The organism is Chitinophaga parva, from assembly GCF_003071345.1.
Classification (GTDB): domain Bacteria; phylum Bacteroidota; class Bacteroidia; order Chitinophagales; family Chitinophagaceae; genus Chitinophaga; species Chitinophaga parva.
This window is the reverse complement of sequence record NZ_QCYK01000002.1, coordinates 1,369,510-1,396,011: the sequence shown is the minus strand read 5'-3', so window position 1 is coordinate 1,396,011 and position 26,502 is coordinate 1,369,510. Positions and strand designations below refer to the sequence as shown.

The following is a 26,502-nucleotide window of genomic DNA, read 5'->3' as shown; positions in this document are numbered from 1 at the left end:
TAAATTTGTCTGTATGAAATTATAAAAGTAAAGCGCCCCAGGTTAGATGCATCTAACAAAAAGCCCTACCAGCAAGCGTTTGCAGGTAAGGCTTTTCTATGTTATAATTACGTTAATCCCGTTCTTATTGCACGGAAGGTGGCGGTACTTTTATGCCCCAGCGGGTATTGGGTTTGCTGCCCATCACCAGCTTCAGTTCCCCGCCTTTCATCAGTACATCCCGGTACAGCCAGCAATTGGCCAGGGGCTTTCCATTGAGCGTGGCGGATTGTATGTAGTAATCTTTATCCGTGTGATGGGGCGCGCTGATCACCAGCGTGCGGCCGTTCTGTAACTGGATGGTGGCCTTATCAAAACGGGGGCTGCCCAGCTCCACGATGGGGCGCAGGTCTGTAAAGCCTTTCACATCAAAAATGCCCAGTGATGCCAGTACATACCAGGCGCCCAGCTGGCCCTGGTCTTCATCCTGACCATAGCCATAACCATGAATGGGCGCTGTGCCGTAAAACTCATCACAGATCAGCCTCGTCCATTTCTGTGTGAGCCAGGGACGGCCGGAGAAATTGAACAACCAGCTGATATGCAACGCAGGCTCATTCCCATGATTATAAATGGATTTGATACCGGCAAATGCATCGATCTCCTTACCGCCGCCAAAGCTGCTCTGCTCCGCGGATTCAAAGATCTTGTCCAGCTTAATATTAAAGGAATCCTTGCCCATGGCAGCTATCAACGCAGCAGGATTTTGCGGCACAAAGTAAGTGTACTGCATGGCATTGCCCTCCTGGTAACCACGCCAGGATGCATAGGGATCAAAATTGCCCAGGAAAGTGCCCTCCGCCAGTTTGGGCTGTATGAGGTGATTGGCCGGATTGAAAAGATAACGCCAGCCATTGGAATATTTGATCAGCGTCTTGTAATCCGCTGTATGTCCCATGGCCTTTGCCATTTGTGCTACGGCAAATGCGCTGAACGCGTATTCCAGGGTGTGGGAGGCGGAGAAATGTGCTCCCGTGCTATCCGCAGGATCACTTTCCTTGTAAGGGGAATAGCCATATTTCAGGAAGGCACGCGTATCTGTTTTGCCGGAACCGGTAGGCCTGTTTTCCCAACCCAATTCATTTTTCTTTGCAGCAGCATAGGCATAAGCCGTATCGTAGTCCCGGATGCCCGCCTGGTATGCCGCCGCCACCACCAGTCCTACAAAGTTGGTCCCTACCCCGGATACATATTCACTGTTCACAATCCCATCGCCAAACCAGCCCCTGTCCTTAGACAGTTGCAACTGCGTCTGTACAAAATTGATATACGGCTGGCGGTATGCCAGTGACCATAACTGCGTAAGATTCCAGTAACCGCCCCAGATGGCATCGGTGTTGATGAACTGGAAGTTGGCATGCGCCGGCAGCTGGCCTGCGGTGGCCATGTGCTTGGGGTAAGCACCATTCACATCACTGGCTGTGCCGCGGCCCAGCAGTACGTGAAACAGGGAGGTATAAAATTTTATTTTGCTATCCTCATCACCTGCTACGCGGATCTTTTCAAATGCGGTTTCCCAGGTTTGCTGCGCCAGCGCCTTGGCCTGGTCAAAGTTGAGATCCGCAGCTTCCGTTTGAAGGTTCAGCTTTGCATTGTCAATGGAGGTATAAGACAAGCCCACCTTGATCTCCACGGCTTCCTGGTCTTTGGTGGTGTAGTTCAGGTAAAGCCCCGCCCCAACGCCTTTGGCTTCCTGCCGGCCTGCCTGTACCCCGGCTAACGTAAACGCCCCTACGCTATCCGGGCGTTTGCTCAGTTCCCCGTAAATGTACATAGACACCTTGCCGCCGGGATCGTCGTGCTTCGTATACTTGGGCGCGGTGAGTACAAATCCTTCAAAGTGGGTGGCATCCGTCATGCGCACGGAGGCGTCCAGTATGGGCCCGCTTTCGCCCTGCACATTGCCTATGTCGAGGATGATGTGGGACTGCTTGTTTTCCGGGAAGGTATAACGGTGAAAGGCCACGCGGGTGGTGGCGGTAAGTTCCGCGGTGATGTTATAATCGTCCAGCAGCACTTTATAATAACCAGCCTGTGACACCTGATTTTTCCGGTCAAAGTGGGAGCGGTAGCCGTTTTTAGGGCCTTCCAGGTCGCCGGGCTGTACCCGCAGCGCGCCGGTGGTGGGCATAAAGCTTACACCACCCAACTGCCATTCGTGAAAATGCACGAAGCCTTCAATGGAATTATGGCGGGCATCGTAGCCCACGGCTTCCCAGCCGGAAGGATTCCCATAGTGGCCGTTGGTAGACGGGGCCAGCTTGGCCATGCCGCCTGGTACGGCAGCGGGCGTGTAGAAGAACCAGCGGCTGTGTGCCGTGCCTATTTCAGGATGTGCGTACTGTAAAAGGGACTGGGCCTGCACCTGGGTGCTAAGGCCAAGGGCCAGCAGGCCTGCGCTTAGTAAATGCTTCATAAATGCAATGGTTTCCGGAAAGCCAAGGTAGAACAATTTCTAAAAAACAATTTCCAATGCCTGAGGCAACCCACAAATTCAATTCCCCCAAATAAAGAAGCCTGCCACTGAAAACGTATGTGTTCCAGCGGAAGGCTTTAAAATTTTGCAGGCGTTTATTGTGCTATTGCACTACCGTGAATGCAGCTTTGTTCACCTTTTTCAGGCCACTCATGCTGGTACCGGTGTACTCCACCGTGTAAGTGCCCGGTAGTTTAATGTGGTATACTTTGGTAATGTCTGTACTGCCTGTTTGTTGCTGGCCGGCGCCCACCGTGATGAAAGATTCCGCCGGCGGGGGCATCATGCGCTTTACCATGGGGCCGTGGTATTCCAGCAGTTCCCCTGCAGGATTGCGGATATCCAGGAAATCATTCAGGAATCCTTCAAAGGGCGTTTGCCATTTCAGGAATTGCCGGTCCTTGCTCCCGGGATTTTTTACGGTGAAGGTGACCATGATCGGGTCTCCGGCTTTCACGGTGGAAGGCAGGGTCATTTCAGTGATGAGGTCTGCATCGTCAGTATTGGCGGGCTTTTGCATGGTTTTACAGGATTGGGCGGTAAATGCAGTGATACCGGCAGCTGCCAGTACAAATAGTAATTTTCTCATTACGTTGTAGATTGTGTGCGGCAAATTACAGGAAAAAATGAAGATTCCACTGTATCTTGAACAACACCCAACTTTCCTTCATATTCCACAAAACACTGACCATGAAACCAATTGCTACCGAAAGTGCCCAAATGCCCAAAGGAACCTCCAGCGTACTGGATGCCCGCAGCCTGGAAAACAGCTATGCTTCCCTCCTGCCCTTGCTGCATAATGGCATGCGGGTACTGGATGTAGGCTGTGGCACCGGTGCTATCACGGCCGGTATTGCCAATGCGGTAGGCCCGGATGGTACAGCAGTGGGCATTGACAGCAGCGCCCATCTTATTGCCAAAGGCCGGGAAGATCATGCGGCCATTCACAACCTGCAACTGGCGGAGGCTGATCTTTTCAGCTACACACCGGAACAACCGTTTGACCTCGTGGTGTCTGCCCGCGTGCTGCAGTGGCTGAGCAATCCTGTAGCAGCCCTGGAAAAATTCAAATCGCTGCTGCGCCCCGGCGGCTGCATCTCCATACTTGATTACAACCATACCGCCATTGAATGGAATGCACCGCCCCCGCAAAGCATGCGGGATTTCTACGCCGCTTTCCTGCAATGGCGGGCGGATGCCGGCATGGACAACGCCATTGGCGATCACCTGGCACAACTCTTTCTCACCCTGGGATTGCAGAACATCCGCTGCATACGCGCCAATGAAGTATGCAAAAAAGGAGAAGACGGTTTCTTAGCGAAAGCCGGCCTCTGGACAAAAGTAGCCGAACTGAGAGGACCGCAGATGGTGCAGGATGGTTACATCACCGAAGCGGCACGCCTGCAGGCCATTACGGACTATAACGCATGGCTGGAAAGTGACGCGGCACAGTGGATGGCCATGAAACTGAATGATGTACAGGGAAGCCTGTAGCTGCTTTAAGAAACAGCTTCCTGTTTGGGCTGGATGTTTGCAAATGCATCCGGCTCCACGGGGTCAATGGTTTGCTGTGATTTAAAACGCAGCGAGATCTCCGCGCCATCATGGCTGCGGAAGGATAAAGCAGCTTCCAGTTGCTCCGCAAATAATTTCATGAGCTGGATGCCCAGGGAATTGTTATCCTTCAGATCAAAATCGTCCGGGAAGCCCTGGCCGTTATCTTTAATGCGCAACAGCACTTCATCCCCGTTAAACTGGTGCACACTAATGACAATGCGGCCTTTCCGGTGAATGGGGAATGCGTACTTCACCGAATTGGTGATAGCCTCGTTGATAATGATACCCAGGGGCACCGCCTGCGATACATCCACATTCAACTCTTCCACATCCAGTTGGAAGCTGATCTTTTCATAACCGGAAAAACTGCTGCGCAGGTAGATCACCATTTCCTGGATGTAAGAGCGCAGGTTAATGCGGGTGCTGCTATCCGGCTGGTATAATTTCTGGTGGATGATGGCAATGGCCTGCATGCGTTCCCGGCTTTCGCGGATGGCTTCTACAGCGGATGGATCGTTGAGGAACCCGGCCTGCACATTCAGCAGGCTGATAACGATCTGCAGGTTGTTCTTCACGCGGTGATGGATCTCCCGCACCAGCCATTCTTTCTGGGCCAGGAGTTTTTGCTGCTCCGCCAACACCTGTTCCAGGCGCTGGTTCTTGCTATTGATCACTCTTTGCTGCACCTGCAGCTGGATGTTGTGCCGTTGCTTAAAACGGTAACCGGTATAGAGCAGCGCAATGAGCAGCAATGATGAAATAATGATCACGTTGCGGATCAGGTTCGCCTCGCGCAGGCGCGCATCCTGCAACAGGTTCTTGTTCACCAGCTGCACAATGTTCTTCTGTTTTGTTTGCAACTCCTTGTCCTTCTTCTCCGTCTGGTAGCTGATCTCCAGCTCCTCTATCTGCTTACTCTTGTTATCATTGAAAAGGGAGTCGTCTATATTTTTGGAAGTTTCAAAATGCTGTATGGCGGCAATGTAATTCCCCCGGGCAGAGTCCACGGTGAACTGCATACGGTTGATCTTGCTCAGTGTTACGGGGCGCACCGTGCCTTTGGGCAGCCCCAGTATTTTGCCAAAATAGGCGCCCGCCTTTGCATACTGTTTGGTAAGCACGTAAAAATTACCGATCACCTGGTTGTAATGAATATAATCTGTGGTCATCTGGTAATTAGTGCTGTAAAAGGCCTGGTTAAAGCTGGTCTGCTTGTACAGGCGCATCATTTCCAGGTAGTACTGTTCCGCTTTTGCATACTGTTGCATATTGGCGTAGCAGTTGCCATAGCCTTCATAAAGGTCCACCCGCTGCGCGGCATTGAGCGGCGGTACTTCGCGCGCTGTACGCTTCAGGAAGGCAATGCCCTCTTCCGGCTTGTTCATCACGTTAAAGTTCCAGACGGCCAGGCTTACGTAGCCATAATAATCTTCCAGCTGATGCCTTCTTATCAGCACGTCCATGGCCTTGAATATCCAGGTCTGGCTTTGATCATGCATGTTCAGGTCTGCATAAGTGAGGGCCAGTTTGGAATAGAAATAATCTGCGCGGGCCGTATCGCCGGTGGCTTCCATATTCTTGATGAGCTCCAGTTTGTAAAGCAGTTCCTTGTGCAGGTCTGTTTCCAGTTTACTCACTTCTGCCAGCAGCTCATAAGTATCCACCAGTTTGTCATAGTGCAGTGCATTATAAGCGGCCAGCATGCCCAGTAATTCCTTTTCTGCTTTATCCAGTTCACCGGCTTTGATGCAGGCATATGCAATTTCCTTGTGCGCGGCAATGTTTTGCAGTTGCCCGCCTTTGGAAGCCAGCCCGGTGCCGCCGGCTTCAAAGTACTGGATATTGTCCGGCACCATGCCTGCATGTACACCGCCGGTCACTTCCAGGAGGCGGTCCTGGTAATGTTTTTCCATAGCCTTATTGCCGGCTTTGCGGTAAAAGTCGATCACGCGGATGTAGGCAGATTTTCCTTTTTCCCGGTCGTCTTTTTCATAGTAATAATCCCCCAGGCGGGCCTGTGCTTCATTTTGCCAGTATGTATTTTTAATAGTATCTGCCAGGTCCCTGGCGCGGGTAAAGAAAACCAGTGCGGAATCCAGGTCGCCGGGGAAGCGGCCGGGTTTGTAAAGGTAATAACTACCGGTGCGCAGGCTAGCGGCAATGCGGTCTGTATCCGCCATGGGCGGCTGGAAGGTTACCACTACCTGCCGGCCTGCGTCAGCGGGCGCAGGCTGCCCGCTTGCGGCTGTGCCACAAAGCAGTAAGCCCAGGAAAAATAGCAATAGCCTTTGCATGGCGGATATAACAGTTTACCGTGAAGCCGGGAGTGGAAGTTTCAATACGTGGTGTGTGTGCTAAAGATATTGTGTCTGCCTGTGTGCCGCGCGATCCCGGAATGAAAAGTACAATAAAATACCGGATCGCTACAAGTGATCCGCTAAAGAAGCTGCCTGCGCCTGCGCGGGGGAAAGTCGCGCCACTGTCACATTCTTAGCCAGCCATCTTGCAAAGCGAAAATCCTTTACTTTTATTGCCGTAAATGAACGGCTTGTATCCGCCATGGTCATTTGAAAATTATATACTACAGATATGGAATTAGGCATCAGTACATTTGGAGAAGTACAGCGGGACAATGGTTCCGGCCACGCCGTACATGCGCACCGGCGTGTACAGGAATTACTGGAAGAAGTAAAACTGGCCGATGAAGTGGGGCTGGATGTTTATGCCTTTGGCGAGCATCACCGCCCGGACTTTGTGATCTCATCACCGGAGATCCTGATGTCTGCCGCCGCTGCCATTACAAAGCAGATCCGGCTTTCCAGCTCAGTAACGGTGCTTAGTTCTGCAGACCCCGTGCGCACTTTTCAAAACTTTGCCACGGTGGACCTCGTGTCCGGTGGCAGGGCGGAAATGATAGCAGGCCGGGGATCTTTCATAGAATCCTATCCCCTCTTTGGTTTCCGGCTGGAGGATTATGATGATCTCTTTACCGAAAAACTGGACCTGCTGCTCAACATCAATAATAACGAGGTCGTAACCTGGAACGGCCATCACCGCGCCGCCATTCCCGGTCGCGGCGTATATCCGAGGCCGTTACAGCAAAAGATCCCCATCTGGATAGGCGTAGGTGGCACCCAGGCGTCTGCCGTGCGCGCCGGCCGCCTGAACCTGCCCATGATGATCGCCATCCTGGGCAGCCCTCCCCGCCAGTTCATTCCCTTTGTAGACCTATACCGGGAAGCGGCACAAAAAGCAGGGCACGATGTGAGCCAGCTGCAACTGGGCATCAGTTCCCAGTTCTTTGTAGCAGCCGATTCAAAAACAGCGGCAGATAATTTCTATCCCTCGTACGAGGCCCTGATGAACCGCGTGGGCAAGAGCCGCGGATGGTCTGCCATGACCTACCCGCAGTTTGAATACCTGCGCACCAATGGTCCCCTCGTGGTAGGTAGCGTGCAGGAAACCATCGACAAGATCATGGCCCAGTACGAGATCTTCCAGAACACCCGCTTCCTGGCCCAGTTGGTAACGGGGCATGTGCCACACAAGAACATATTGCAAACGATAGAGCTTTTTGGTACTAAGGTGGCGCCGGTGATCCGCAGGGAAACCGGTACCGTTAAAGCCTGATCCTGGTCTGCCTGCAGCAGGTACCTTACTAAAACACGGGGCCTTTTGCAGCGCTATACCTTGCTTGCGCCCGGACATGGACCTGTCCATTTTTTAATGCAATCCAACCAAGTGGCATACTCGTTTGTTATAGAGATACCTCATTTAAACTTCCCTTTATGGCATTTACTTTCACCAGCGTCATAGAGCGCTATCTCCCTGCCGATGTAATAGCCCAGGCGGCTCATTATTATGGAGAGCAACCTGCTGCTGTGCAAAAAGGCGTAGACGCCGTGATCCCCTTATCCCTGGCCGGCATCCTGCAACAAACAGACACCGGGCACGTGGCTTCCCTGCTCGATTTTTCCAATAAGGCTTTTAACAGCGGCATCCTCCAGAACGTTACGGGCACCTTTACACAGGCGGGCGGTGGCATCCCGGCCAGTTCTCCCGGCCTGCTCAATGATGTATTTGGCAGTAAAACCGGTGCAGTGGCCAATGCGGTGGCTACCTATGCAGGCCTCAAGGGCAGCACCGCCTCGGGCCTGCTTGGCACCATCCTGCCACTGGCGCTGGCGGTGCTGGACAAGTACGCCAACGACAATGACCTTAACGCAAGTGCCGTTGCCGCATTGCTGGGCAGGCAGCGAAAAGATATCCTGGCCGCTGTGCCGGCGGGCATAGATGTCACTAAACTGCTGGGCATCCCCGCTGCCGGTGACGGCGTGTACAACCTTCCCAACCCGGCGGTGCCCACCCCCAAAAGGACCAACTGGGCCGGCCCCCTTATCCTCGGCCTGCTCATCATCATAGGCCTGTGGTATATACTGCGCAGCTGCAATCATAGCCCTGCGGCAAAGGCCACAACAGACACTATTGTCAGCGCAGACCAAACCATCCGCCCAGACACGGTAACGGCGCTACGAAAAGAACCTTTACAACTTACCCTTCCTAATGGCATTACCATCAATGCCTACAAGGGCGGCATAGAAGACGAGCTGATCTCCTTCATCAGGGACCCGAATGCACAGCCGGGCAAGGACAAATGGTTTGACTTCAATACCCTCAACTTCAAATTTGGCACCGCGGAGATCCTCCCGGAAAGCAGGACGGAGCTGGAAAACATCGTACAGATCTTAAAGGCTTATCCCAAAGTGAAGATCAAAATAGGTGGTTATACAGACAAAGTAGGTGACGAAGTGGTAAACAAAAAGATCTCCCAGGCCCGTGCTACCGCGGTGTCTAAGGCACTGAAAGACGGCGGCGTAGGCAGCCAGGTGACCGGTGCGGAAGGCTATGGATCACAATATGCAAAATACGCCGCGGATGCGCCAGAAAGCGACCGCATCAAAGACCGGCGGATCGCGGTGAGCGTAAGAGAAAAATAGGTAACGTTCAATGGGCCTGCAACACCGCCAGTGCTTTCTCTGCCGCTACCTGGTCCAGGCCCATGATGGGCATGGTGCGCACCCAGCGCGGCCGTGCCTTTTCCGTGAGCGACAGCAGGGAACTGTCGTCGTCGATGATCACATACCGGTGGCGGTCGCCATGCAGGCGCACCCATTCATTCAGTTCCTGCAGGCGGGTCATCCCTTTCTTTGGCGGCAGGTAATCGTCCATCACCTGTACGCTCTTCACATGTGGGCAGCGCCCGCGGAACAATTGCAGCCAGGCCTCATTGCTGTAGCGGCTCCGGTGGTTACTCGTAAGAATAATATGCGCGTTGCATTGTGTCATCAGCCAGTCCAGCCACTGCTGGGCCACCGGGCTGAAAGCATAGAACTCGTCTCCCTGCAATGATACGGGTCTCCAACTTACGGCAGTGATCATCACACCGTCTATATCCAATAAAATGACTTGTTCCATTGTTAGTGCACTGGTAGTAAATAGGCCACAGCCGGCAACAAGGTAATCCCTTGCGTGCAGTTTAGTTGTTGTGTATATGAAATATACATAAAAATGCCCCCAACATACAAGAATGCCGGGGGCTACTTACACAAAATAGCATTACTTTCTAAGCATGCGCCTCGGTGTTGATCACCCCGCGGAAATAGCCCGCAGATTCGGCGATGCCGGGCAGGGGATCGTCCATGTCTTTCTCAAATTCTATGCTGCAAACACCCTGGTAGCGGATCTTATTCAGCGCCTTGATCAGCGCCGGGAAATCGATCACACCACGGCCTATTTCAATGGCCTTACCATCTTTTACGGCGGCCGTTACGTCCTTGATGTGCAGGTCAAAAATGCGGTCTTTGTAGGTCAGCGCGGCCGTAGCAGGATTTTCACCGGCGCGGGTAGCGTGGCCAATGTCCATGCACAGGCCCATGCGGCTGTCGCGGTTCTTGATGAGGTCATACACGATCTTCGGCGCGGGATACAGCTTATCTTCCGGGCCGTGATTGTGAATGGCGATGCGGATGTTGTATTGTTTTACTTTCTCTTCTGTGTAATCGATCAGCTCGGGGTTGGGCACACCTACGATCAGCGGTACGCCTACCCTTTTAGCATATTCAAAAGCCTGGTCTACCGCCTCTTTTGTCTTCATATAAATAACGCCTACCGCATATACGTTTACACCGGCGGCAACACATTTATCCAGTGCCGTTTTGATCTGCTCCGGCGTACTGTTCAGCGGCAGGTGTATGTCTTTGATGGACAGGTAATTGATGCCTACCCGCTTCATCATGGCCAGGCCATGGTCCAGGTCTACCCTGGCAAAGGTGTAACCGGCAATACCCACCGGCAGTTTGCCCGCGGGGGCGGCAGTGGCCTCATTGCGGCGTGTATGCGCCAGCGTGGCAAGCGGAGATAAACTGGTGGCAGCAAGGCCCAATGCACTCTGTAACAGGAAATTTCTTCTCGTGGACATAACGGGTGTGTTAAAGTTTCCGTGGATGCGCGGCCGTACCGCACAGGTTCAACATGCCCAAGATGTGCATTTTTTTTCATTTTTTCCGGAAAAAAGCCCGCCAGTCACGAAAACGTTTTCGTCCGGGCGGGCAAACAGGTAGGGGGCGCCGGTCATTGGCAATAAGCCGCTGCTTAAAAAAATTGCAGGCCCCCGGGGTGGAAGCCTGCAATAACCTATCCGTAAGGATCTCATTCGGTGTAGCGGGAATTACTGCTGGGCGGTGCCGTATACCACCTCCACCACAGCGGCTATCAGCCCGGGCACCATGTCCATTTTATTAGACGTATGATTTTTCCAGGGCGTTTCTTCCCCTGGGTTTTCCGCATTGGGCGCCAGGATGAAAGTGTAATGCGTGTTGTACATCGTGATGGAAAATTCTGTTTTGCTTTTATTCAAAAGCTGGAAGAAGTAAGTTCTAAACTGGTAATGTGCTTCTAAAGTATCTGCCATATTCAAAAATGAGTTGCAAAGTAAGGGCAAATTAAGAAAATTCCAGCGCCCGGAGGTCGTCTTCCAATGATTGCAGTTGCTGAAAGTATTTCGCCCGGTAGTACAGGTGAGTGCCCAGTACAGACACCGCACCTGCAATAAGGGAGATGATCAAAACCGTGCTCCAGGACAAGTGCCAGTAAGGCATGAACAACTCGATCACTGCAAAAAAATAGGCCGGGTATAACGCTGCGTAGGTAATGAGGAGCGTCCGGTAGAAGCGCTTAAACCCGGTAATGGTACATTCCAGCGTCAGCTTCACATTCTCACTATTATAGCTGGTGAACAGTTGCTCCTGCTTTTTATACATCCATATGGTAACCACACAATACAATAAAATGATCAGCAACCACCCTACCGCTACCAACACATTATCCAGCTCATGCCGGTAAGCGCCTTCAATGATAATGATCGTTCCTACACCCCCCAGTGCCGCCAGCAGCGCCTTCATGGAAGACCTGCCAAACCTGCTCCAATAGCTACTTCTGGCGTGCAGCTCGCCAATGGTATTTGCTGTATGCATGATGATCTGGTTTAATTTTTCCGGTGGAATATTGTAACACCCGGATTCTTTTTCCTGTAGCGCATCCCAGTGCGCCTTAAAGTCGTCCAGTTCCATATTGCCCGTTGTTTACGATTGTTTTTAATTTGGTGCGGATCTTATTCAGCAGGAAGCCCACGTTGGATTCCGAAAGGCCCATCACGCCTGCGATCTCCCGGTAGCTGTGGCCATCCATGTATAAGATAGTGATAGCGCGGTCTACCGCGGATAGCTTTTTGATGGCCGCATACATTTGCAGCACCTGTTCGTTCTCCTCTTTATTATCGGTGGCAGCTATTTCCAATACCTGCTCATCCAGGCCTTCGTACCTTTCCCGTTTGGAGGTCTTCCGGAGGCGGGTAATGGCCGTATTGAGCGCCACCCGGTAGATCCACGTAGACATCCGGGATCCGCCATTGAACGAGCCATAGGCACGCCAGAGCTGCAGCACGATGTCCTGGAAAAGGTCTTCCTTATCTTCCGGGTTGCTGCAGTACATATTGCACACCTTCAGCAACAGGCCCTGGTTAGTGGTTATCAATGAAATAAACTGCTCTTTCAATTACGGGCTATTTATCGATCCATATAATTAGTCGCACGGCAGGGTAAAACCTTAGCGGGTTCCCTAAATTTAATTTTTGGTGCTGGTTTCCGCAAACTACGCAACACGGGGTAACGGGCGGGCATTTTATATTATCTTGTTTGCCGGTTCCACAAAAACACGTTAAATGAACAGGAAACTATTGTGCTGCTTCTTTGCCAGCTTATGCCTCCATGCAGGCCTGCTCCATGCCCAGTCAACGCCACGTTCCACCACGCCCATGATGGGATGGTCCAGCTGGAACGAATTTCATGTAAACATCAGTGAACAGGTGATCCGCGGCCAGGCCGATGTGATGGCCAACTCCAAACTCAAAGCCGCCGGCTACCAGTACGTCAACACAGACGATGGTTTCCTGGCCGGCCGCGATGCTAAAGGCCACCTGCTGACCAACACCAAACGCTTCCCCGCAGGCATGAAAGCCCTGGCCACTTACATCCACAGCAAAGGCCTCAAAGCGGGCATCTACTCTGATGCCGGCATTAATCTCTGCGCCGTGTATGGCGACAAGGACAGTATAGAAACCGGCTCCGGCCTGTATGGGCATGAGCAGGAAGACCTTACGCTCATGCTGCAAACCTGGAACTACGACTTCATTAAAATAGACTGGTGTGGCGGCACCCGCCTGGGCCTGGATGAGCAACTGCGCTACACACAACTGAGCCAGTACATCCGCGCCATAAAACCCAGCGCGTTCTACAACATCTGCCGCTGGCAGTTCCCCGGCAAGTGGGCGCCCCTGGTAGCAGACTCCTGGCGTATTTCCGGCGATATCAGCAACCACTTCAACTCCATCCTCCACATCATAGACCTGAATGCAGATCTCTGGAGATACTGCACTCCCGGGCATTTCAACGACATGGACATGCTGCAGGTAGGGCGTGGCATGAGCCAGGACGAAGACCGCACCCACTTTACCATGTGGTGCGTCATGAACTCTCCCCTGCTGCTGGGCAACGACCTGCGTACCATGAGCAAGGAAACCATGGACCTGGTGACCAACACGGAAGTGATAGCCCTGAACCAGGACCCGCTTTGCTACCAGGCACGCCGCCTGCAAAAAAGCGGTGACCAGGAAGTATGGGCCAAACCCCTGGGCAGCACCACCAGCGGGCAGGTAGGCGTGGCCCTGCTGAACCGTGCCAATGCACCGGCCAGCATTACCCTGAACCTGGACAGCATTGGCATCCAGGCCGCTTCCGGCTACGTACTCCGCGACCTGTGGCAGCACAAGGACCAGGCCCGCAGCACCGCCGCCACAGCTGCTTTCCAGGTACCCGCGCATGGCGTGGTAGCGCTGAAAGTAAAAGGCACCGCGGTAAGCTTCAATATTTTCCAGGCGGAGAAAATGGAAAACTAACTCCTTTATCAACCATATAAAAAGCCCCGCGCTGCATACGCAACGCGGGGCTTTTACTTTTCCCGGCAGGCTTACTGGCGCCTGCCCGGGAATGTATCATCAGTTGCTTTGTGCAAGGCTGATCATCGCCGATACTTCTGCTACCGCGGCATCTTCCCCACCAGAGAAGCCAGTGAAGCGGAAGCGGATATTGCCGTTCTTATCAATGATGAATTTTGTGGGAATGCCATTCACCTTGTAACTGCTCACTACCTTGTTTTCCCCGGTATCAGCATCTTTCAGGTCCATCAGCACCTGGAAGGGATAATGATGATCCGTGATAAACTTGCGGGCTTCCGCGGTGGCTTTTGCACTTTTTTCCCAGGTGTGCACAAAAAGGAACTTCACGTTGGGGTCATTTTTATATTTCTCCTGCGCCTTCTGCATGGCCGGGAAAGAGGCTTTGCAAGGGCCGCACCAGGTGGCCCAGAAGTCCAGCACCACGGTCTTTCCTTTCAGGCTGGCCAGTGTTACGGTCTTACCATTCAGGTCTTTCAGCGTAAAGCCGGGCGCCGCTTCGTTGATAATGGTCTTGGCCATTTCTTCGCGCACGCGGTCATTGAGACCGGCTTTCAGTGAATCCAGGTAGGCGTCAAAACCGCTACCACCCCTTACTTTGGCGTACACCGTGGCCAGTTCTGCTTTGCTCAGGGAGTCCAGTTTCCCCTTTGCGGCGATGTCACTGAGGAAACCCATTGCTTTCGGGTAGTCACCTTTTTCCATCAGCACGCGGGCATACATTTCCTGCACCTGCGGGCGGGGCGGGTTTTCTGCTTCTAATGCACGCTGTATGTACACCAGCGCAGAGTCATATTCCTTATCGTGGTACAGGCAGTTCACATAATCTGCCAGGTAGCCGGGATAGCCAATGGCGGCAAAGCTTGCGCCCATCTCGGCTTTGCGTGTAGTACGGAAAGACCATGCATCTTCAATAGCTTTCTTCAGCAGCGGTTTGGCGGCTGCGTAGTTGCCCAGCTTCATAAGCCGCTCTGCGGTGCCTACCCAGCCCTGCCCTTTCCAGAAAGGCGATGCAATACTGTCTGCATAAGCAATGCCCTTGGCAACGTTGCCAGCATCCAGGTAGGCCATGCCCACCGCGTTGCGGGCATAGTCGTACACAATGTGGTCATTATTATCATACCGGGCTGGCGGAAACCTGGCCATCCACGCATCTTTCAGCGCTTCTTTCTTCACCGGGTCTTTTTCATCATACACCTGCTGCACGGCAGTATTGCGCACATAGACACCTTCCGGGAAACGCTTTGCCACAGCGGCTTGTATGGAGTCTACCGTTTTGGCTTTTTTAAGCCGGTAAAAATAATTGGCAGCGGTAAGCCAGTCCTTTTCTGCCTTGCTTTGCAGCAGGGCATACAGCTTGCCTTCCAGTTCCAGGTGGGCGGCGCTGTCGCCGGCCAGCAGCTTGTTATAGCCGGCGGTCACGGGGTCCGGCTGGGGACCCTGTTGTGCTAACGCTGGTGCAGCTACAGCCAGCAGGCCACTGCATACCAGCAGGTAAAAACGTTTCTTCATGTAAATGGTGGTTATGGGTGATGGATCAATAACCCGGGTTCTGCGTCAGCGCGGGATTGGCCGTGCGTTGCGCATCCGGGATGGGATACAGGATGTCTGTAGAAGACCATGTGGCCGGGCGCATGCCGCCTATCACATCGTCTGCGCGTGTTTTACCGGCAGTGATAATGCTGGCGGTGCGCTTCAGGTCAAACCAGCGGTGGCCCCACTCTGCAAAGAGCTCTGCCTTCCGCTCCTTTTCGATGGCCAGCAGCAATGCCTGTTTGCCAAGGCCGTTGTCAAGCATGGGCAGGCCTGCACGGCTGCGGATGCTGTCCACATCGGCAATGGCGCCGGTAAGGTTATCCCGCTGCGCCCGTGCTTCCGCGCGGATGAGGTACTGCTCCGCAAGGCGCAGCACCACGTTATATTCCGTACCAATGGAAGCCCCGGCGGCCAATGCGCGTTGTTTGTACTTGGTGATGAATTTCCAGCTGGTGCCACCCAGTACCGTAGGCGTTATCCAGTTGGCCTTACGCAGGTCCCCGTCTTCCAGGCTGTTGTACAGCGTGTCTGTAAGCACCATGGCCGGCACTGCGCCGGCTGCAGCGGAATAGCTGCCGCCTTGTGAATCCTGGTTGGTCATGTAAATAGAAAGACCATTCACGGTGTACAGTTGCCAGATGATCTCGTTGCTGCTGTTGGTAAATACACTGTTCAGGTCTTTATTCAACGTATATAGTCCGGAGCTCATCACCAGGCTGGCCGTGGTTTCTGCATTGGCATAATCCTTCGTGTACAGGTAAGCGCGGGCCAGCAATGCATTGGCTGTTTGCCGGTTTACCCGCGCCCGCAGCGGAGTAGGATATGCATCGGTAAGCAGTCCTTGCGCATCCGAAAGATCCTGTATGATCTGCTTCCACACATCTGCAGCCGGTGTGCGGGGCAGCGTGGCATTGGCAATAGGATCGTCTGTAAGCGGCATGGGAATATCTCCAAAGCAATTCACCAGTTCAAACAGCAGGAAAGCACGCCAGGTCTTTACTTCACCCAGCAGTTGGCTTTTTACGCCCGCGGAAAGGGCATTGCTGCGCGTAATGCCCGCCAGCATGGCATTGGCCTGCCCCAGTGCACTGTAACCATATGCCCAGATGGTGTTGGTAACAAGGCTATTGGTAATGGTGAGGGAATTAGTGCTGAATTCATCATAAGCGGCAGATGAGACGGAGTTCATCATTTCATTGGCAGACAATCCCGGCAACTGGCTCATAGGTAAAATAAGAGAGCGGGTGCCCACACTGTTATACACACCCAGCACGGCGCTGGTAGCAGTAGCATCGCTGGCAAAGGCCTGGTCCAGCCCCACCTGATTTACCGGCGGGCCTATCTCCACCAGCTTTTTACAGGCGCCCAGGGTCACCGCGGTGAGCAGCAGGGCGGGTATGAATTTTTTATGCAGTGTAAAACGTAACATGACTTTCAGGTTTAGAATGAACAATTGATACCAAACACGATGGTGCGCAGCGGCGGCATGGCAATGTTGCCCGTACCAAGGCCCGGAGGGCCGCCCGGCACGCTGGTTTCAGGATCAAAGATGTACTTGTTCTTCATCCAGGTAAAGAGGTTCTGCCCTTCTGCATACACGCGGAAGTTGCTGCCCCTGATCTTCGTAAGCCATTTGGTAGGAAGGCTGTAAGAAAGGCTGGCAGAGCGCAGTTTCAGGTAGCTGGCATCGCCCCACAAAGCGGTGGAGTTGCTGTAAGGCGTGTAAGCCAGGTACGTGGGCGTACCGGCTGTGGTGGTAGCAACGGGAAAAGCAGCATCATCGCCCGCTGCACGCCAGCGGTCCAGCACGGACACGTTCTGGTTAGCACGGCTGCTGCCAATGGGTGAGCTCACGTTATTGGTGCTGCCTTTGCGGTGATTGTACTGGAAGAAAATGCTCAGGTCCCAGTGGCGGTAGGAGAAGGTATTGCCCATGCCGCCAAAGTAAGGCGTGCCGGGAGGGATGACAGCGCGGTCGTTATTATAATCAATGGCACCATCATGGTTCAGGTCCTGGAATTGCGGCGCACCGGTGGTCTTGTCGTACCCCAGGTACACATATTTACGCTGCAGGTCAATGGGCTGGCCCACGATGTAAGAAGTGGCATAGAATGAATTAGCCAGTCCCGGGAAGCTGATGAGTTTATTTTTCGGGAAGGTAATATTGAAGGTAGTGGTCCAGCCAAATGATGCCGTCTTCGTGTTCAGCGTGGTGAGTTCCAGTTCCACGCCGGTGTTTTGTACTACTGCAGGCAGGTTCACGGTATAGCTGTTGTAGCCGGATTGGGTGGCCAGGGCCGCAGCGAGCAACTGGTCACTGGAACGGTTGCGGTAATAATCGCCGGTAAAGTTGATCCGGTTACGCAGGAAACCCAGTTCCAGCCCAAATTCCAGCTTACGGGTGGTTTCCCATTTCACGCCTTCATTGGGTAGGGTGGCACGGGATAAAGCCGTTTGCCCCTGGTAGGTACCTGCGGAAGAAAGCAGGGGTATATAAATGTAATTCGTGATCTGGTCGTTACCCGTAGAGCCATAGCTGGCGCGGATCTTACCCAGGCTCAGCCACTTCAGGTTATCTGCAATAAAGTGCTCCTGTGAAAAGATCCAGGCAGCACCCAGCGCGGCAAAATTGGCAAACTGGTTATCCGGTCCAAAGCGGGATGAAGCGTCGCGGCGGAAGGTGGCATTCACCAGGTACTTACCATCGTAATTATAATTTACACGGCCAAAGAGGGATGCATATTTATAATCAAAATAGTTATTGTAGTTCACCGTGACCAGGCCTGCACCGATCAGTGAGCTCATCAGCGCCTCACTGCTATAATTGCTGGCCGTGAGGTAGTTGCCATTGGACAGGCTGCGCTGGATAGTACCTCCTGCCAGGAAATTGAAATGATGCTTTTGCACATCATAGGAATAGTCCAGGGTAGGTTCCACGATGTAGTTCTGGCTTTTGTTCGTGGTGAAGTACGCGTAAGAAGTAGGATTGTTCTGCGGGTTCTGGGTAGAAGCCGGCATGGGCGATACCTGGTCCAGCTGCGTGTTCGTGTAGCCCAGGTTCACCTTCAGGTTTAGGTTTTTGATGATGGTGTAGCGGATGTTGGCATTCGTCATCAGGTTAGTGGTGGTGCCGTTGTAGTTCCGCTTCAGCGCTGCCAGTGGGTTGGTATAGCCAGTTACCCAAACCAGCTTGCCGGTGGAATCCTTCAGCGGCATATTGGGTGGCAGGTTATAATAAGACGTTACATCTGCAGTGGGCAGCAACGTTTTATCGTTGGAGTAATTAGCCGTTACAGCTACATACAGCTTGCGGTTGGCAGAGCTGTGGTCTGCGGAAATGCGGCCTGTGAGGCGCTGGTCATTGAAGTTGCCGGGGAACACTGTTGTTTCCCGGTGGTAACCGCCGCTGAAAAGAAAGTGGGTAAACGCATCCCCTCCGGATACGGAAGCTTCTGCATCCGTACTGTGCGCGGTGCCGCCCAGGAGCAGGCGTTGCCAGTCCGTATAGGCATGCTGGTCCCAAACGGTGAGCTCCGGTGCGTTCACACTGTTGGGCGTTGTTTTGTCATTGGCAAAGGCTTCCTTGCGCAGGGCCAGGTACTGGTCCGTGTTCATCATGTCAATGAAGTGGCCCACTTTACCGGTGCCGGTGTACACATTGGCATTGAACTTTGTCCTGCCGGCCTTGCCTTTCTTGGTGGTGATGAGGATCACGCCATTGGCGCCGCGGGCGCCGTAGATCGCGGTCGCATCGGCATCCTTGAGAATGTCCATGCGTTCAATATCATCTGGATTGATCATGCTGAAAGGGCTGATGCCGCCATTGGCGCCACTGGTGCCCCATGCATTGAGATTATCATTTACCGGTTGTGCGCCACTGAAGTTGGTGAAGGGCACCCCGTCTATTACATACAGCGGTAAGTTACCATAGCTTAGTGAACCTTGCCCGCGGATCTGCACCACGGCAGCCGATCCGGGCAGGCCGTTCTGCTGGGTGATCTGCATACCAGGCACGCGCCCGGGCAGGGCCGCCAGCGGGTTGGCCACGGGTTGCTTCCCGATCTCCTCCGCAGTAATGCTGCTTACGGAGCCGGTGTTCATTCTTTTGGTAGTGGTACCATAACCGATCACCACTGCTTCATCCAATGATTTGGTCAGCACCTGCAGCGCCATGTTAATAGTAGTGCGCTCCCGCACCGCCACGGTCTCCGATTGATAGGAGATGTAGGAAAATAAAAGGTTGGCATTGCGGGGTACCTGGTTAATAACATACTCGCCTTTTTCATTGGTCATGGCGCCAAAGGGAGTCCCCGGCACCACTACAGACACGGAAGGCAACGGCTGCCCGTTGCTGGCATCTGTTACGGTACCGCGCACCGTGATATATTTGGCCTGCATACCAGTGCGCTGTTCTTCTTTAGCCCGGATGGCAATGAAATTACCGGAGCGGGAGTAGGTAAAGGGCTGGTTGGCAAATACCAATTTCAATACGGCATCCAGCTCTTCCTGTTTTACGGCTATGGTTACATGCACCGCTTTTTCCAGCTGGTGCTGGCCATAGATAAAGCTTACGCCGGCCTGCTTTTCTATTTGCCGGAATACTTTTTCCAGCGGCGCATCATTGGCCGTAAGGCTTATTTTCTGGGCATAGGCACCCAGGGTACAAAAGGTGAAGATCACTACACACAGGCTGCGCAGCGCTGCGTGCCACAGGGCTGCTTTCCGCGCGGGTGGACGCTGGGATGGCCTGGCATTGGTTGGTTGAAAATGGAGCTGGCTCCATGACTTGATTAGCAACATAGCTTTTGGTTGACAGTTGACAAAATGAACACACGACGTTTGGTTGATATTAGACACGGTAATCCCTGCTGCCGGCGCAGACGTGCACCAGCGGCTTGCAGCACTACACGGTATTGATTATCTGATCACGGTGATGCGGCGCCCTTCTATTTTGAAGTGCACGAGATTGGTCATCTCAATCAGGTCCAGCACCCTTGAAATGGGAACATCCCGGGGTATCCTGGCCACGAAGCGCTCATCTACATTGGTTTGGTACACCACCTCTACATTGTAGAACCGTTCCAAATCCGACATAATGGTGGGTATGTCGTTTCCATTAAAATAAAACAGGCCGTCTTTCCATGCCATTACGGCTTCCAGGTCTGCAGTTGTGGTAAGCTGTATGTCGCCGTTGCTTTGGCTTACGGCCTGCTGGCCGGGCTGGAGCAACTGTGAACTTTTATCAGTTGTCACGCGCACCGCCCCATCTGCCAGGGTCACGGTCACCCGGTTTTCATCCCGGAACGCGCGTATATTAAAGCGGGTGCCCAGTACCTGCACCACGGAACGGTCTGCCCCGTTCTTTACCTGGAAAGGCTGGTGGGCATCCGGCGTTACTTCAAAGTAGGCCTGCCCGGTCACCGTTACCGGCCTTGTCCCCGCGCTGAACGCCGTGGGGTAGGTAAGGCTGGAACCCGCATCCACCCATACTTGGGAGCCATCTGCCAGTACCAGGTGGATAGCATTGCCACCGGTGGGCACCTGCACCGTGTTGAATGCCGTGGCGCTACCGGCGCCATTATATACCAGCGCTCCCTGCTGGTTCTTGCGCACTGCCAGGCTGCCTTCCTGTGCCAGCAGGCCGTTTCCGGCACTGTCCAGGAGGATCTGCCGGCCGCTGGCCAGCGTAAGTATTGCATGACTGCCCACCGGGGCCGGCACGTCATTTTTGAAACGCTGGGCCTGTGGCGCCACTGCAGCACGGCTGCCGGTGTGCAGGAAGAAGTAACCACTCCCTATCAAAAGGGCCACCACCGCGGCTGCGGCCCAGCGGTAGGCAATCCTCATCACCCGCGCCTTCCGGGAGCGGTCCAGCATGGGCTGCAAGCGGCGACGGATCTCCGCGCCCACCGCGGCTTCATGGCCCATCAGGCTTTCATCCCACCCCGGCTGCACATAAAACTGCCGGAAGACCTGATGGTATTGCATCAACTCTTCCGTGGTGGCTGTTCCTGCCGCCACTTTTTCTGCCAGTGCTATGATCGCTTCTTTTGTCATTACATACATGCTGCCTTTACATAGGCAATTGCCAAAGGGCCTACCCCTAAAGCACGACAAAATTTTTTTCCAGGGAACATTAAATGCATGGATGGATGGCACCAAAGGTGATGTTGCGCATGCCCGGCGCTCAGGCGCAGCCGGCTGCTAACGGTACCAGCAGCATGGCCAGCAGGTGGGGGGCCAGGGCGGTGCGGATGCGGCGTAGCGCAATTGTTTTTTGTGCTTCTACGGTTTTCAGGGAAATGTGCAGCAGGTCGGCGATCTGCTGGTTGGAAAGCTGGCCGTCCCTGCTGAGCAGGAAGATCTCCCGGCATTTTTCCGGGAGGCTGCTGATCACTTGTTGAATGACCACTTGCAGGTCGTGCAGTTCCAGCAGGTCCTGTGGCCCGGGAGCGGACGGCGGAGGTAAGGTAGAGAGGCCTGTGTAGAAGTCCTCCCTTATTTTGCCGGAGCGGATAAAATTGGCCACCTTGAACTTAACAGCAGAGCGGAGATAGGCCGGCACAGCCTGGATGTCCAGCTGGCGGCGCTTTTCCCACAGCCAGGTAAAGATGTCCTGGACGATGTCCATAGCAGCATCCGCATCGCGCAGCAGGTAAAAGGCAGCCTGGTACATGGAAGACCAATGACGGGCATACAGCAGGTCAAACGCCTGTGCATCTCCATGCTTCAACATGCTGATCAGCTCAGGATCGCTATAATTATTATCACTAATCAAATTTGCCCGTTTCTTAGCGCTAAAGTAACTAAAGCGGGGTACAATTACCAGCCCCCTCCAAAAATCAACGCCCCAAGGTAATCGTCAGGCACACGTGATAACCGTAACTAGTGCCGCGCGGCCGCGCCAATGTCTGCCAGCACCGCTTCCAGTTGGGTATTGAATGCCGTAGGCGCTTCTATCATGGGGTAGTGCCCCGTGCCATGGATGGTAAGCAGGCGCACTTCCACGCCTTTGCGCCGCAGGGCAGCGGTGTCTGTAGGTGTATAGTCACTGTTAATGAGGTAAAGCCGCTTATGCAGGACTGCCAGCTTTTGCACACCGTTGTATTGGTCCCCTGCTTCCAGGGCACCCACGGCTATTTTAGGATCTGCATCCAGGATATCCTGCATTACTTTTTCTTTCACAGCCGTATCCGTTTGCGGGGCAAAAAGATAGTGGGCAAACTGGGGCATGGTGCCCCGGTAATCTGCACGGGCCTGTGCATAAAATGCGGCACTGGCACTATCCCCGGCTGGTGTGCTGCTATCTCCCACGCTCTTGAAATTATCAATCCCAACCAGGCCAATAATGTGTTTGTCGTTTTGCGCCGCCGCCTCCACGATGATATTGCCGCTCATGGAATGGCCCACCAGTACTACATTGCGCAGGTGCAGTTGCGTGATCACCGCCTGCAGGTCCTGCCCGTAAGCAGTAGTAGAAAAGTCCTTACCATTCTTGCCCGAGGCGCCAAAACCCGGCAGGGTAATGGCCACTACGCGGTAACGCTTACTGAAAAATAACACCTGGTTGGCCCAGTAATCTTTGTTGATACACCAGCCTGGGGCAAAGAGCAGGGTGGTATCGCCATGGCCAGCTTCGTCATAATCCACCAGCACGCCCTGGCTGTATACAGCGGGATGCTGCGGGTGGCAGGCGAGCAAACAAGCCGTGGTGGCTACATACAGCAAGTACTTCATTGCATGGAATTTTAAACGTTACACTTTTACACAGCCATAGATCTGGAGGTCTACCAGTTCTACATTCCGCTTGCGGTAATCACTTTTAAGGAGGCCTTCAAACTGGAAGCCGCAACGCTCCGCGGTCTTCACACTGGCCAGGTTATCCACCCCTATTTTCATATACAACCGGTGAAAGGCCTGCTCATGAAAGCACCAGTCGCGGAAGCCAGCCAGGGCCTCCGCGCCGTACTGGTAGCCGGTAAATTCCTTGAAAATAAAATAAGCCAGCTCCCCCTTCGGCACCCGCCAGTCTATATCCCGTACAGACACGTGCCCGATAATGCCCGTGCCTTTGAGGAACACACCACAGGCAAATCCTTTACGGGCCTGCCATTGCTCCGCCTTCTTTTTAAAATAGGCTGCCACGTCTTCTTCGGAATGCAGGTGCTGTACCAGGCTGGCAAAGTAGTCCACCAGGTAGTCCCGGTTATGCTGCAAATGCCGGTAAAAGCCGGCAGCATCAGACACCTCGTAAGGTTTGAGGATAAGACGTTCGGTGAAGATCATAGCGATGGTTTTACGGTGAAATGCCGGTGGACAGGAAAAACGGCGGCCCACGGCCCAAAGGTAGCGACTTCCGCCTACAACCACCGCCTCCACATCACCCGCTCCGGCTGATAAAGCGCGCGTGGCCCGGCGGCTTTTTCCATAAATATTTGTTTACATTTGTTGCACCATAGCAGCCCGCCGCAAGGCAGTTGCATTTCACTACTAATCCATTACATGCAAACAACATCCAGTAAACCAGTGGCCGTCATTACCGGGGGTACCTCCGGCATAGGCAGGGCACTGGCAGAAAAATACCGCCGCGAAGGCTTCCAGGTAGCCGTATGCGCCCGCAAACAACCGGCCCTGGAAGCGCTGAAAAATGAGCTGAATGCATCGGACCTCTTTACCCAGGTGGCCGATGTGAGCATAGAAGCCGATTGTAAATCCTTTATTGACGCGGTGTACAGCCAGTTTGGCCGGATTGATATATTGATCAATAATGCCGGCATTTCTATGCGCGCCCTTTTTAAGGATGCAGATATTTCCGTACTGAAATCACTGATGGATATTAATTTCTGGGGCACGGTGTACTGTACCAAATTTGCCATGCCGGCGCTGCTGGCCAGCAAAGGCACGGTGGTAGGTGTGTCCTCTATTGCAGGCTACCGCGGGCTGCCCGGCCGCACCGGCTACTCCGCGTCCAAGTTTGCCATGCAGGGCTTCCTGGAAGCACTGCGCACCGAAAATCTACGTACAGGCGTGAACGTGATGTGGGTATGCCCTGGCTTCACCGCTTCCAACATCCGCAACACGGCCCTGAACCAGCATGGTACCGCACAAAGTGAAACCCCGCTGGACGAAGGCAAACTCATGACCTCCGAAGCGGTGGCCACCGAGATATTCAAAGCCGTGAGCAGGCGCAAACGCACGCTGGTACTTACCGGACAAGGAAAACTCACCGTCTGGCTGAACAAACTGATCCCCGGCATTGCAGACGGGTTAGTGTTCAACCACTTCAAAAAAGAGCCCGGATCGCCCTTGCAATAAGGCTTTCCACAATGCGCTCTTTACAGCAGGCATGCGCATCTTACCCCGGCTATGTGCATCACGTCGCATGCCTGCCCTCCTTCCCACACGGCCCAAGTGCCCTTCCCCAGACCATTTCAGCACTTCACTTATATATTTAATACCTTCATTACGTTCTTTGATGATCTCCGCGTGGATGAAATAAATGTTAAATAACAACAGTTATCCACGTGAATATAAAATCCAAGGCTATCGGCAATTTATGACCGTTCTTTGCAACGCGGCACTAAAATTGAAGTATAGCACGCGTTTCAGGACTACGGTCCTCTTTTTATTTTCATCATGTCTATCATTACCTTAACATCGGATATCGGACTGCAGGATTACCTTGTAGGTGCCATCAAAGGGCACCTGTGGCAGCATTGCCCCGATTGCCAGGTGATGGACATCTCACACCATATCTCCCCTTTTAACCTCCCGCAGGCTACCTACATCTGCAAAAGTGCATTTTCATTTTTCCCGGAAAGTACGTTCCACTTTGTGCTCATCAACCTCTTTGACCGCAAGCAGGAACATGTGCTGCTGGCCCGCCATAACGGCCAGTACATTGGTTGTGCAGACAATGGCCTGCTCACCATGATTGCAGAGGGCACGCCGGAAAAGGTGATCAAATTACCGCTGGACACTGCGCAACCCAAGAATACCTTTACCATCATCAACACCCTCATGCGTGCCGTGAAATCCTTACAGGCAGGGCATTCCATGGAGGAGGTGGGAGAAGTGGTGAGCGAGATCGTGATCCGTCACAACCTGCAACCGCTTACCGGCGATGATTACATTGAGGGCCAGATCATCCACATCGACAGCTTTGAAAATGTGGTGGTGAATATTACCCGCGCCCAGTTTGACCATTGGCGCAAGGGCCGCCGCTTCTCTATTTTCTTCCGCCGTGACGAAGTGATCACGCAGATGAGTGAAACCTATGCGGATGTGCCGGAAGGCCATAAACTGGCCCTGTTCAATGCAGCCGGCTACCTGGAAATTGCAGTGAATAAAGGGAATGCCGCCGGCCTCTTTGGCCTACAGGGCTTCCAGCGCGACCAGCTGATGCAGCCGGGCCTCTCCGCGCAACTGAGCTTTTACCAGACCGTGCGCATCGTGTTTGAATAATCCCGCGCATACTAACCCTTGCGGAAAATCCGTTTATCTTTAGCGCTGAAATGATTTCATGTCCATGATTCCCACATCCCTGACAGTTCCTATTGTAAATACCCAAAAATGGGGACGCAGGCACCAGGTGTTCTATGCCTGCCTCGGGCTTTGGCTGCTGGCCATCCCCCTGAACCTCGTATTTTTCCAAAGCATCCTGGGCTGGCAGTTCCTGGTAGTAACGCTGGTAGTGCTACTGGTGGTAAAGCAGTTCATTGGTGATCCTTACACCATTACCGGCTATCTGAAACTGGAGCCCTGGCAGCTCACCGCAGAATGGACGGACGACTCCTTCATGGTATTCTCCATGCAGGACCTGGAGCAGATCAGCGTGCTCATTGAGGCCGCCGAAGATGACCAGGGCTTTACGGGCAGGGATGACCGGAATATCACCCGCAACTACGTGCGCTCCGGGCTTACCAACGTGCTGGAGTTTTATGAAAATGGGAAACAATACCGCTTCCAGTTCCGCCTGCGCGATGAGGATATGGATGCGCTGAATGCGTGCCTGCTGTTCTGGGTGCGGGGCCAGTATGATGTGCGGATTGATGATTATTCCGGGCGGGCTATTCCACACCGGGTGGAATAAAATTCGATCACCCCCTGCCCCAAAAACCGCAAAAACCGCGCTCCCGCCACCCCCTTTACCCGCCAAAACCCCCTTTTTACAGACAGAATATCCCCAATCAGCTTTCCGTGATTTTCGCATTCATTTATTCCCTTAAATTGCGGCCGGCCTTATTCAGCTTTGTCGGAGCGCCATTGTAACCCTTTACCAAAAGACCTGCAACCAACTCCGCCTGGCTTAATTAAACCTTAATTC

Annotated in this window: 22 protein-coding genes; 7 read left to right on the top strand and 15 right to left on the bottom strand. The window is 53.4% G+C overall.

Annotated elements, in window-relative coordinates; translation table 11 throughout:
- Positions 1-124: 124 nt before the first annotated feature.
- Both DCC81_RS16010 and DCC81_RS16005 read right to left on the bottom strand, forming a co-directional pair.
- The gene (locus tag DCC81_RS16010; protein ID WP_205686347.1) at positions 125-2,455 is read right to left on the bottom strand and encodes a GH92 family glycosyl hydrolase; all 2,331 of its coding nucleotides are present in this window, start codon (positions 2,453-2,455) and stop codon (positions 125-127) included.
- A 163-nt stretch (positions 2,456-2,618) separates the two neighbouring features.
- Positions 2,619-3,104, bottom strand: a complete 486-nt coding sequence (locus DCC81_RS16005) for a hypothetical protein (RefSeq protein WP_108687604.1) — start codon at positions 3,102-3,104, stop codon at positions 2,619-2,621.
- Positions 3,105-3,205: 101 nt separating this feature from the next.
- Here DCC81_RS16005 and DCC81_RS16000 point away from each other — a divergent pair, with 101 nt between their 5' ends.
- Positions 3,206-4,009: a class I SAM-dependent methyltransferase gene (locus DCC81_RS16000; protein WP_108688274.1), complete on the top strand. Its 804-nt coding sequence runs from the start codon at positions 3,206-3,208 to the stop codon at positions 4,007-4,009.
- A gap of 5 nt (positions 4,010-4,014) precedes the next feature.
- Here DCC81_RS16000 and DCC81_RS15995 read toward each other — a convergent pair whose 3' ends face one another.
- A complete protein-coding gene (locus tag DCC81_RS15995) occupies positions 4,015-6,366 on the bottom strand; it encodes a tetratricopeptide repeat-containing sensor histidine kinase (protein WP_108687603.1) in 2,352 nt (783 codons plus the stop codon).
- 295 nt (positions 6,367-6,661) lie between these two features.
- Between DCC81_RS15995 and DCC81_RS15990 the strand changes: the two genes are divergently transcribed.
- Positions 6,662-7,702 (top strand): LLM class flavin-dependent oxidoreductase, encoded by a 1,041-nt coding sequence (locus DCC81_RS15990; protein WP_108687602.1) that lies wholly within the window; start codon positions 6,662-6,664, stop codon positions 7,700-7,702.
- 158 nt (positions 7,703-7,860) lie between these two features.
- Positions 7,861-9,069 (top strand): OmpA family protein, encoded by a 1,209-nt coding sequence (locus DCC81_RS15985; protein ID WP_108687601.1) that lies wholly within the window; start codon positions 7,861-7,863, stop codon positions 9,067-9,069.
- A 7-nt stretch (positions 9,070-9,076) separates the two neighbouring features.
- Here the strand turns inward: DCC81_RS15985 and DCC81_RS15980 are convergent, their stop codons facing one another.
- The 5 genes from DCC81_RS15980 to DCC81_RS15960 all read right to left on the bottom strand — a co-directional run bounded on the left by DCC81_RS15980 (position 9,077) and on the right by DCC81_RS15960 (position 12,184).
- The gene (locus tag DCC81_RS15980) at positions 9,077-9,547 is read right to left on the bottom strand and encodes an HAD domain-containing protein (protein WP_133177683.1); all 471 of its coding nucleotides are present in this window, start codon (positions 9,545-9,547) and stop codon (positions 9,077-9,079) included.
- Between the two features lie 148 nt (positions 9,548-9,695).
- Entirely contained in the window at positions 9,696-10,550 is an 855-nt protein-coding gene (locus DCC81_RS15975; protein WP_108687599.1) for a sugar phosphate isomerase/epimerase family protein, read from the bottom strand.
- Positions 10,551-10,799: 249 nt separating this feature from the next.
- Entirely contained in the window at positions 10,800-11,042 is a 243-nt protein-coding gene (locus DCC81_RS15970) for a hypothetical protein (protein ID WP_108687598.1), read from the bottom strand.
- A 31-nt stretch (positions 11,043-11,073) separates the two neighbouring features.
- Positions 11,074-11,700, bottom strand: a complete 627-nt coding sequence (locus DCC81_RS15965; protein ID WP_108687597.1) for a hypothetical protein — start codon at positions 11,698-11,700, stop codon at positions 11,074-11,076.
- Entirely contained in the window at positions 11,681-12,184 is a 504-nt protein-coding gene (locus DCC81_RS15960) for a sigma-70 family RNA polymerase sigma factor (protein ID WP_205686346.1), read from the bottom strand. The genes DCC81_RS15965 and DCC81_RS15960 overlap by 20 nt, the downstream gene beginning before the upstream one ends.
- A gap of 166 nt (positions 12,185-12,350) precedes the next feature.
- On the opposite strand from DCC81_RS15960, the gene DCC81_RS15955 reads away from it, so the two are divergent.
- Complete coding sequence (locus tag DCC81_RS15955) at positions 12,351-13,583, top strand: glycoside hydrolase family 27 protein (protein WP_108687596.1); 1,233 nt, start codon at positions 12,351-12,353, stop codon at positions 13,581-13,583.
- Positions 13,584-13,682: 99 nt separating this feature from the next.
- Here DCC81_RS15955 and DCC81_RS15950 read toward each other — a convergent pair whose 3' ends face one another.
- The 7 genes from DCC81_RS15950 to DCC81_RS15920 all read right to left on the bottom strand — a co-directional run bounded on the left by DCC81_RS15950 (position 13,683) and on the right by DCC81_RS15920 (position 23,462).
- Complete coding sequence (locus DCC81_RS15950; RefSeq protein ID WP_108687595.1) at positions 13,683-15,152, bottom strand: redoxin domain-containing protein; 1,470 nt, start codon at positions 15,150-15,152, stop codon at positions 13,683-13,685.
- Between the two features lie 25 nt (positions 15,153-15,177).
- On the bottom strand, positions 15,178-16,605 hold the full coding sequence (locus DCC81_RS15945) for a RagB/SusD family nutrient uptake outer membrane protein (protein WP_108687594.1): 1,428 nt from the start codon (positions 16,603-16,605) through the stop codon (positions 15,178-15,180).
- 11 nt (positions 16,606-16,616) lie between these two features.
- Positions 16,617-19,976, bottom strand: coding sequence for a TonB-dependent receptor (locus DCC81_RS15940; RefSeq protein WP_108687593.1), 3,360 nt, complete (start codon positions 19,974-19,976; stop codon positions 16,617-16,619).
- Between the two features lie 117 nt (positions 19,977-20,093).
- Positions 20,094-21,233: a FecR family protein gene (locus tag DCC81_RS15935; protein WP_165806609.1), complete on the bottom strand. Its 1,140-nt coding sequence runs from the start codon at positions 21,231-21,233 to the stop codon at positions 20,094-20,096.
- A 130-nt stretch (positions 21,234-21,363) separates the two neighbouring features.
- Positions 21,364-21,954 carry an RNA polymerase sigma-70 factor gene (locus tag DCC81_RS15930; protein ID WP_133177682.1) on the bottom strand — a complete coding sequence of 197 codons (591 nt, stop codon included), beginning with the start codon at positions 21,952-21,954 and terminating at the stop codon, positions 21,364-21,366.
- Positions 21,955-22,061: 107 nt separating this feature from the next.
- Positions 22,062-22,913 (bottom strand): alpha/beta fold hydrolase, encoded by an 852-nt coding sequence (locus tag DCC81_RS15925; RefSeq protein ID WP_108687590.1) that lies wholly within the window; start codon positions 22,911-22,913, stop codon positions 22,062-22,064.
- 18 nt (positions 22,914-22,931) lie between these two features.
- Positions 22,932-23,462: a GNAT family N-acetyltransferase gene (locus DCC81_RS15920; protein ID WP_108687589.1), complete on the bottom strand. Its 531-nt coding sequence runs from the start codon at positions 23,460-23,462 to the stop codon at positions 22,932-22,934.
- A 216-nt stretch (positions 23,463-23,678) separates the two neighbouring features.
- Between DCC81_RS15920 and DCC81_RS15915 the strand changes: the two genes are divergently transcribed.
- The 3 genes from DCC81_RS15915 (at position 23,679) to DCC81_RS15905 (ending at position 26,268) form a co-directional block, all read left to right on the top strand.
- Positions 23,679-24,491, top strand: a complete 813-nt coding sequence (locus DCC81_RS15915; protein WP_108687588.1) for an SDR family oxidoreductase — start codon at positions 23,679-23,681, stop codon at positions 24,489-24,491.
- A 321-nt stretch (positions 24,492-24,812) separates the two neighbouring features.
- Positions 24,813-25,640, top strand: coding sequence for an SAM hydrolase/SAM-dependent halogenase family protein (locus DCC81_RS15910; RefSeq protein ID WP_108687587.1), 828 nt, complete (start codon positions 24,813-24,815; stop codon positions 25,638-25,640).
- A gap of 64 nt (positions 25,641-25,704) precedes the next feature.
- The gene (locus tag DCC81_RS15905) at positions 25,705-26,268 is read left to right on the top strand and encodes a hypothetical protein (protein WP_133177681.1); all 564 of its coding nucleotides are present in this window, start codon (positions 25,705-25,707) and stop codon (positions 26,266-26,268) included.
- Positions 26,269-26,502: the final 234 nt, after the last annotated feature.